Annotated in this window: 10 protein-coding genes and 2 pseudogenes; 4 read left to right on the top strand and 8 right to left on the bottom strand. The window is 47.5% G+C overall.

The window, feature by feature from the left end:
• From JUJ53_RS25600 to JUJ53_RS25595, 7 genes and pseudogenes are all read right to left on the bottom strand, one after another.
• Window positions 1-132 (bottom strand): annotated as a pseudogene (locus JUJ53_RS25600) (TetR/AcrR family transcriptional regulator); the annotation flags it as partial.
• Window positions 133-464: 332 nt separating this feature from the next.
• On the bottom strand, window positions 465-584 hold the full coding sequence (locus JUJ53_RS24810; protein ID WP_343327993.1) for an AraC family transcriptional regulator: 120 nt from the start codon (window positions 582-584) through the stop codon (window positions 465-467).
• Window positions 585-840: 256 nt separating this feature from the next.
• On the bottom strand, window positions 841-1,602 hold the full coding sequence (locus JUJ53_RS19400; protein WP_204153693.1) for an SDR family oxidoreductase: 762 nt from the start codon (window positions 1,600-1,602) through the stop codon (window positions 841-843).
• Between the two features lie 160 nt (window positions 1,603-1,762).
• Window positions 1,763-2,650, bottom strand: a complete 888-nt coding sequence (locus JUJ53_RS19395) for an AraC family transcriptional regulator (protein WP_204153692.1) — start codon at window positions 2,648-2,650, stop codon at window positions 1,763-1,765.
• Between the two features lie 462 nt (window positions 2,651-3,112).
• Window positions 3,113-3,601 (bottom strand): nuclear transport factor 2 family protein, encoded by a 489-nt coding sequence (locus JUJ53_RS19390; protein WP_204153691.1) that lies wholly within the window; start codon window positions 3,599-3,601, stop codon window positions 3,113-3,115.
• A gap of 55 nt (window positions 3,602-3,656) precedes the next feature.
• A complete protein-coding gene (locus tag JUJ53_RS19385; protein WP_204153690.1) occupies window positions 3,657-4,391 on the bottom strand; it encodes an SDR family oxidoreductase in 735 nt (244 codons plus the stop codon).
• A 101-nt stretch (window positions 4,392-4,492) separates the two neighbouring features.
• The gene (locus JUJ53_RS25595) at window positions 4,493-4,765 is read right to left on the bottom strand and encodes an Atu4866 domain-containing protein (RefSeq protein ID WP_343327994.1); all 273 of its coding nucleotides are present in this window, start codon (window positions 4,763-4,765) and stop codon (window positions 4,493-4,495) included.
• Window positions 4,766-5,179: 414 nt separating this feature from the next.
• On the opposite strand from JUJ53_RS25595, the gene JUJ53_RS19375 reads away from it, so the two are divergent.
• The 4 genes and pseudogenes from JUJ53_RS19375 to JUJ53_RS19360 all read left to right on the top strand — a co-directional run bounded on the left by JUJ53_RS19375 (window position 5,180) and on the right by JUJ53_RS19360 (window position 7,665).
• Window positions 5,180-6,115: an AraC family transcriptional regulator gene (locus JUJ53_RS19375; protein ID WP_204153688.1), complete on the top strand. Its 936-nt coding sequence runs from the start codon at window positions 5,180-5,182 to the stop codon at window positions 6,113-6,115.
• Window positions 6,116-6,429: 314 nt separating this feature from the next.
• Window positions 6,430-6,543 (top strand): annotated as a pseudogene (locus tag JUJ53_RS25590) (metallophosphoesterase family protein); the annotation flags it as partial.
• 108 nt (window positions 6,544-6,651) lie between these two features.
• The gene (locus JUJ53_RS19365) at window positions 6,652-7,290 is read left to right on the top strand and encodes a metallophosphoesterase family protein (protein WP_204153686.1); all 639 of its coding nucleotides are present in this window, start codon (window positions 6,652-6,654) and stop codon (window positions 7,288-7,290) included.
• A gap of 183 nt (window positions 7,291-7,473) precedes the next feature.
• Complete coding sequence (locus tag JUJ53_RS19360) at window positions 7,474-7,665, top strand: hypothetical protein (RefSeq protein WP_204153685.1); 192 nt, start codon at window positions 7,474-7,476, stop codon at window positions 7,663-7,665.
• 137 nt (window positions 7,666-7,802) lie between these two features.
• Here the strand turns inward: JUJ53_RS19360 and JUJ53_RS19355 are convergent, their stop codons facing one another.
• Window positions 7,803-8,123 (bottom strand): hypothetical protein, encoded by a 321-nt coding sequence (locus JUJ53_RS19355; protein WP_204153684.1) that lies wholly within the window; start codon window positions 8,121-8,123, stop codon window positions 7,803-7,805.
• Window positions 8,124-8,364 lie beyond the last annotated feature (241 nt).

The raw sequence follows: 8,364 nt of genomic DNA, 5'->3' as shown, positions 1-8,364 counted from the left end.
GACGCCTTGCTCCCAGAACAAACGCGCCGCCTCCCGCGAAATCTCCAGACGTATCCGCTGCTGCCGCTGCTCACTCATCCTCCCTGGCTTGCGCTCGCTCTTCGTTGTGTCGTTGGTACCATCACTCCCCACAGCAGTCTTCCTTTCAGATATTTGTCACTAAATGACAATATAGCGCTTGGTGACACTTTCGACAACAGGTTGCTTTACTAATCAGCACGTTCAATTTGAGCCAATAGCTATTCAAACTCTGGCAATGCTGTCAGGGAATGACATCTGAGAGATCCCGCTACAGTCGGCAGGGGTGACCTCACCCCCGCAACGGCCACTATCAACGGGATTATTAGGCGCTGTTTACATACTTTCCATACAGGTTATCTTTGCCTTAGCTAGCTTGAGTGTAGTGAGTTTCAACACTCAACTTCTTTCAAATTCTTACGGTGATTTATCAGATTCTTCTGGTGTTAGCGAACCTGTTTCGGTGTCATGCCAGTGAGGCGCTTAAACTGTTGGGTTAAGTGGCTTTGGCTGGAGAAGCCGACCTGTAAGGCAATATCTGCGTTGGCGCAGCCTGTGCGCAGCACGTATCGCCAAATCTGTTTTCGACAGCATCAATCTTGCTGGTTCTACACACTGCTGAATCACGTACTGATGGCAGGACTGATTCATCTCCTCAAACCCGTGCCTGATCTTCATATCGATGTTTTGCCGCAGTAGAGCACAAGTAGACCTGTGTAAACTTCGCGATTTGAGGCTCTATAAGCAGCGCAATCTGGAACTGATGTTCTGAATCAGTTAATTGGCTAACATAATTTTTCTACCGATTGAAGTTGATTTGAGCTAAAGAGACTGCCCCCCGGAGACTTCGATTCTCTGTCCAGTCATCCATCGATTCTCTTCCGACAGCAATAGTGCGATCGCTCCTCCAATATCATCAGGTTCACCCACTCGACCTAAAGCAGTTTGGGACGCGATGTACTTATTGATCTCTGGATTGTCTCGCACAACACTGCCCTCGGTGGCGATCGCTCCTGGAGCAATTACATTCACTGTGATTTGCCGCTGTCCTAGTTCCTTCGCCAAGGAGTGAGTCAGAACCTCGATCGCGCCCTTTGTGCTGGCATAGACCGCTCGTCCTGGGCTAATGGTGCGGGTCAGAAAGGATGAAACATTCACGATTCGTCCACCATCTTTGAGCAATGGCAGCAATTTCTGAGTGAGAAAGAAGACACCCTTAAAGTTAACGTTGAATATTCGATCAAATTCCTTCTCTGTGGTTTCTGCAAACAGTGAACCGCCACTAATTCCAGCGTTATTGATGAGGAAATCAAATTGCTCAATGTCCCAAGTGCCTTGCAGAGCTTGCTTGACTTGTATCACAAATGCATCAAGGGTTTCGATGCTGCCGATATCGAGCTGCAAGGCCACTGCTTTATTGCCCATTGCCTCAATTTCAGAAACAACGGATTTTGCTTCCGCTTCACCGTTGAGATAGGTCACAACTACGCCCACTCCTTTCTTGGCCAGGGCCAAAGCAGTATTCTTTCCCAATCCTCGACTCGCTCCTGTCACTAGAGCAATTTTGGGTTTATCTTGTGTCATTACCTTATTTCTCCAATGAAAGACGCTCAGATGTACTCTTAGATAGAATTAATGGAGATATTAATCCTGCCGTTCTATCTATTCTGAGTGTTCTAAATGTACTGAGTTCTTGTGCTTGACTTCTTTCAGATTCTTAACCTAATTTGTCAGATTCTTCCTGTTAGCGAATCTGTTTCGGTGTCATGCCAGTGAATCGCTTAAACTGTTGCGTCAAATGGCTTTGGCTAGAGAAACCGACTTGTAGAGCGATGTCTGCGATCGCCAAATCCGTTTTCGCCAGCATCAATTTCGCCTGTTCCACCCGCTGTCGAATCACGTACTGATGGGGCGAAATCCCCATTTCTTGCTTAAACAAACTCGCAAAGTAAGTTGGGCTGATGTTAACAACACTTGCCAGTTCGGTCAGGGACAAGTCTCGATTTAGGTAGGTGTGGATATAGTCGATCGCCTGCTGCAACTGGGTACGAGTGAAGCTGCTGTTTTGGGATGCGATCGGTTTTATTAGGGTCGAATAGTGCCGGAGTAGATGAATCACTAGGGCTTGAGTGAGTGATTCGACATAGAGTTTCCCCATCATGCCACCCGATCTCAACTCAGCGAACAGCAGTATGCCAATCTGATGCAGTTGCGAATCTTGCTGACCAAAACAATGCATAAACTCGAATCGGTTTGAATCCATATCAGAGGCTTCAGCAACCTGTTGAATCAGTTCTGGTTTTAAGCAAATGAATAGTGGAGAGCAGGTGATACCACTTTTGTCTTGACACCAGTAGCTTGGCTGTCCAGCCGGAATAAAGAGATTGTCCCCCTCATGAAGGATTGATTCATGGAGGCGATCGCCCCGTTTCTGAATTAAAGGAGTAGAATTTCCTAGGTGTAAGCTGAGCCAGTGGTCTGAGAGGGCTGGGAGTTCTACCTCATAGGTCGAAACAGGACTTTGACACTGCTCAACCAAAATGCCATTCCAGTTCATTTGACGACTGGAGAGCATCAGTGGTTTATTGAACCGTTGGCAGAGTTCGAGCGAGTTGAGCTGGTTGCTAGCCATAGAATTTCTCTCCACCGATATTTTTTGCATTTGCAAAACAACACCTCTCAGCCTTACTCTGGCACAGCAAAAGCGTCTACCAGTTGGGAACTCAAGAAAATCACTCACGCATTAATATACAAGCTCGCCACTAACGCTTCTCATGAATAATCCAGGTTAGGTAGGCACAGCGATGAGCCAAAACTTGTGGCACCCGCTTGGCTTCCCAGGAAGCCCCTGCGAGTCTAGTGCGTTGGGACGATGAGTACCTCTTCAAGGTGCTAGTTGGATAAAAATGCGATTGCCCACATTTGAAAGTATTTAATTCGGCGATGCTACTGGAAAACTAACGTCGTTTTCCTGGAACAGCTCTTTGAGAATTCCTGCTGTAATTAAAGCGCGAGGAAAGCTGGACGTGACTGTTCGTGAGATACACAGTTTCCATTAACTCATCAGGTGTAATTCCGCAATTTAATTCATTGGTTACCTAACTTCTATTTCCAAAGCTTTTTCAAAAGCTGGCATGTCCAAGAATGCGGTAACTTCAGTCACTTCTTCATCCTCGAAAGTGAAAAACCAGGCATAGCTATTCCTATACTGTTCTCCATTAATCAAGGTTGTTTCAGCATCAAAATGAATAATAACAACGTCACCATCTTCATAAACTTGCCACTGTGTTGGCCTTAAAGGCTCCTCTACGCGCTCATTAAAAGGCGCAATCAACTCTTCTTCAAAAGGCTCGCGTGTGTAAGTGCCGGCATATGTATTAAAGCCACTAATCGTCCAGCGCATATCCTCTGATAAAAGCTCGAAAGGAGAGCCGGTACCATCTTGCCATTGCTGAAAACTCGCCTCGACAACGGCCTTTTTACTTGGTGCCGGTGTTTCATTGTGAACAGAAGTTTGTCCGACAGCGCTACAGCCTACCGTGAGAATAAGCGCCATAACAGCTAAAAAATGAAATGGTTTCATTACGATAATGTCCTTTGTGTTGGTGATAATGCTCCTATGCTTTGACCGATTCCCTTCAGAACGCACTGGCCGTCGGTCGGACTATGATTTCATTCACGTCAACGTCATCGGGTTGGGATACGGCGTACAGCACCGCTCTTGCGATCGCATCTGGGCTGAGCGAAATTTTGCGAAATTCCTGCAAAGCACTTTTCGCCGACCCGTCTGTAATATCAGAGCCCAGTTCCGTCTCAACGACACCCGGAGAGATCGTAGTGACGCGAATAGTTTGCGATTCCTGGCGCAGTCCTTCAGAGATAGCCCAAACCGCATATTTCGTGGCGCAATAGACGGCCCCCGTCGGAACGACTACATGAGCCCCAATCGATGCGGTATTGATGAACTGCCCGCCCCCTTGCGCTTCCATAATTGGTAGCCCCGCCGCGATACCATTCAACACGCCCTGAATATTCACATTGATCATGTTGTCCCATTCCTCGACTTTCAGGGCATTCATCGGAGATAGGGGCATCACGCCTGCATTGTTAAAGATGACATCGACGCGACCAAATTTGTCTTTGGCAAACTCAACAAATGCTTTCACATCGTCGCGATCGGTGACATCGACCGCTTTGAATTCTGCTGTACCACCGGATGCATGAATCTCCTTAGCTAGCTTAGCTAGCTTGTCTGTCCGCCGTGCTCCCAAAACGACGTTTGCACCATTCTGGGCGAGCAGTTTCGCGGTGGCTTCACCAATACCGCTACTAGCTCCGGTGATCGCAATCACTTTATTTTCTACATTCAACATGGTGAGTTTTCCTTTGCTATCTTCGTATTGGTTGTCATGGTTATTCTCCCTTTTTAAAGTGAGTGGTTCACGTTCATGTGCTGCGCAGTGTGTTCAAGGCTTCATCTTTCTCGGTAAAAAATATAGCCGCCGTGATAAAGTACGCCGTCACGAAACTCGCCATCAGCAGTAAATCCAGTGTCGTCCCAGTAATTAATGTGATTTCCTGTTATTTCATAGCGTCCCTGATATGCGCGCTCTCTGTCGCCGCGAGCTTCGTCGTAACGGTTGTTGGGCAGAAGTTCATGGCGGATATAACCATCTTCCGTGACCCACATTCCGACATAAAGATTACGTGTTTGGGAGGTTTCCGCGCTAGCTGGGTTTGGATTCATAGTTTGGCGATGACTAGAGGTTTGAGGAGATAGAGCAACTGACAGAGATTCAGTAGCAAAAGCTTCTACAGAGGATTCTGGCGCAGGTGCTTCTGCCGTAGATTGAGAAGTGCAACTCATCAGTGCAAAAGCTCCAAAACTGATCGTCACTGCCAATGTTTTGAGCATCGATTGTGTTTCCATATAGAACCTTCTTTGTCTCAATACCATCTAATTGCAAGAGCAAGATCTGATCACTAAACTGTAGGTAAAGACCGTTGTACTCGAATAGTTTCATCCTATAAGCAAGAAACAGGAGGTTAAATGCACAAACCTCGCAGATGATTGCCTAATCCTCTCAAAAGACGTAGACAAAGAAGCCAGATTTCCTATAATGATTTGTATGAACAGAGCTACACCAGTTAGGGATCCAGTATGGCGATTGATACACTCAGCCACCAAAGCGCTATCAATAAATGTGAAGAACTAGCGGCATTAGTTGCTCGACATACTGACAGCCAGGGAAACGGTGTCCATGCAACTGCGATCGCTCCCTTAGAGTTCACGCGAGAATGTAATCCTGCTACAACAATGCCCGGTGTCAGCGAACCGCTTCTCGCAATTGTGATACAGGGACAAAAAGAATTGTGGCTGAACAAGGAAACGTTTCAGTATGGGGTTGCGCAGTATCTGGTTTTGTCAGTGGATTTGCCGGTGAGCGCCTGCGTGACCGAGGCGACTCCCACTCAACCTTATCTTGGGTTTAAGCTGAAGCTAGACCCAGCCCAATTTTGCGAGATCATTGCTCATACACAGCCATGCATGAGTCAAAAAGAACCCGTGAAAGGCTGCTTCGTTAGTAACGCTGAACCATCGTTGATGGACTGCGCTCTGCGGCTCACAAAGCTTTTAGATACACCGCAAGATATTTCATTTCTGGCACCGATGATCATTCGCGAAATGTATTACCGTCTTCTGATGGGTGAACAAAGCGAAGCAGTTCGCCAAATTGCTACTGCTGGCAGCAATATGCAGCGCATTGCTGAGGTGATCAAAGACATCAAAGCAGATCTTACGCAGCCGTTGCGGATTGAGAATCTTGCTGACCAGGTGAATATGTCCACGTCCTCGTTTCATCGCCACTTCAAAACAGTCACCTCAATGAGTCCGCTGCAATATCAAAAACAATTGCGACTCTTAGCTGCGCGACAAATAATGCTTGCTGAAAACGCTGATGCAGTTCAAGCTGCCTATCAAGTTGGGTATGAGAGTACTTCACAGTTCAGCCGCGAATATGCCCGCATGTTTGGTGCACCTCCTATCCGGGATGTTGAACGTTTACGAACAGGCGAAACAGTACTAAGTAGGTAAACGGAATTAATCGTAGCGATGGAGGTAAGTCAGAAGCCGGTCTCGCAACGTCAGAATTTTCATGTTCATTCTCCTTTTATACCTGAGCTTAGACACCTCGATGTACTGGCAGGAGTACTGCAACGCCTGGCAGTCATGTATCGCGGTCGAGCCTTGCTGGTGGTGTGGCGAGTGTTGAAACGACGCAGTGCCTCGGTCGCCTTGAGCGAGTATCGAGAGATGCTGTTAAGGCGTTCGCGCGTTCAGACATCAAAATCTTGAGTAGATTAGTGGTAACTTATACCAACAGACAGTTAGCAAGTGAGGAGACAAAATTGAAATTTGCAGTCTTGTCAGACATTCACGGAAATCTGTGGGCATTGACAGCAGTTCTTGAAGATGCGAAACGCCGAGGGATCACCCATTTTATCAACCTTGGAGATATAGTAGACTTAATCGGAATTAGGAAAAGCAATCAATTCTTAGGCCGAAACCGATCGATCTTATGGTTACTACATCCATTTGGATGTCGAGCAACTAATTACCGATAAGGTCTAGTGTATGGTCCCCTTAAACCGTTAGAAACTTATACTCTCCTGAAAACAATCGAGGCTGTCACCATTCAGGGGAACGAGGATCGGGATGTTTATGAATTTGAGCAAAGTCGAGGCGAAACGCATCCAATCCTCACTTATATGCTTCAAGAACTGGGTGAAGAGCCAGTTCAGTGGCTGAGGTCGTTGCCCAAGACAACTGTAGTCGCGGAAGAAATTTTTGCCTGTCACGGTATTCCTTCGAACGATCTGGTTTATCTACTGGAAGACGTTTCCAGTGGATTTCCTAGTGTAAGAGATGACACTGCTATCCTCGATTATCTAGAAGGAATCAGTTATCCAGTTATTCTATGTGGGCATAGTCACATTGCACGAGTCGTTCAATTATCTTCAGGACAAGTGGTTATCAATCCTGGCAGTGTTGGTGTTCCTGCTTATGATGACGACGTGCCAAACTATCACGCAATGCAAAACTACTCACCACTGGCGTCTTATGCAGTCCTTGAAAAGCAAAATGGTGTCTGGCAGGTTGAACTATCAAAGATTCCATATGATGTTCATTTAGCAGTTGAGCAAGCACAGCATCAGGATCGAGAAGATTGGGCGGATTGGATAAAAACAGGACGGGTAGCGGCGGCATAACAATCCTGCTGCACCGGAACGAACCTAAGCTCTCGTTGAGATGCAAAGGGAGTCTGTGTCCGGTGAGCAGGGGCGTTATGTCTACATTATCACGCTTGCTAAAAAGGGTCATCCGTCAAGCTGTGATTGGGTTGTCCTGCTCTCGAATGGTCTATTCCTGCATTACCTATCAGGATTAACCGTATGACAATTCCTTCACAACCGTGCGTTGCTGACCATCACCACGGATCAGGTCGCACATGGCCAGCTCTACAAGAATGGATGCTAGACGACTTTCGACAGTCTGCTATTCCCGATGCACTGACAACGGCAAACGTCCAAGTTCTTAGCGGTGATACAGCGCTTCAGGTACTCCTAGAAGACAAAATTGCCTAGCTCCAGACCGTCAACAGCTACGTCACCGGCAGAGTCCGGCGCTTACTAGAGATCTATGATTCCCTGCGCGATGGTCTGTGGTGTACTCGCCAGGGCGTTCCCTACGCCAAACCCATCCATCCCCGCTGCGATCCGCATCAGCTCGGCAAGACTATTAAATATGAGACGCCACCGGGGGCGATCGCTGGCGTCTCAGGTGCAGCCATCATGCTGTCGTCCAATAGTTCAATAGACTCTAGAGCGATCGCGGCTGGCGTAGCCAAGGGCTGCGGTTCAACCGGTTCAACGGGTTCACGTTCAGTCGTTGGCAATTGGGCGATCGGTTGGGCTGCCGAGTCTGATGTTTGAGTGCGTTGTCGTCGAGAGACATAGGCCGCAAATTGTAGGGGGAGCCACAGTGCTGTGAAGATGAGCGTTGCGGCAAGAGCAGTGTCTAATGCAGTGTTGATGAATTCCATAGGACGGGGTGTGAGTTCAGCGTCTAGGCGGTGCGTTTTTATCGCTACCTATATTATACCCGGTAAACCGGGAACATTGTAAAGGGGGTGTCTCTAGTTTTTGGGATGATGGGTGCGATCGCCTTGGGAGCGATCGTCTTATAATTCCCGGTAAACTGATTAAAGTGAAGAGCAGTCAACGGGAGGCATGGGCATGGCCAAGACCAAAGGAGCCAAAGGCGGCAATCCTGATCCGGTGCAG

It is taken from the genome of Leptolyngbya sp. CCY15150 (genome assembly GCF_016888135.1).
Lineage (GTDB): Bacteria > Cyanobacteriota > Cyanobacteriia > RECH01 > RECH01 > RECH01.
This window is presented reverse-complemented; position numbering and strand designations above follow the sequence as displayed.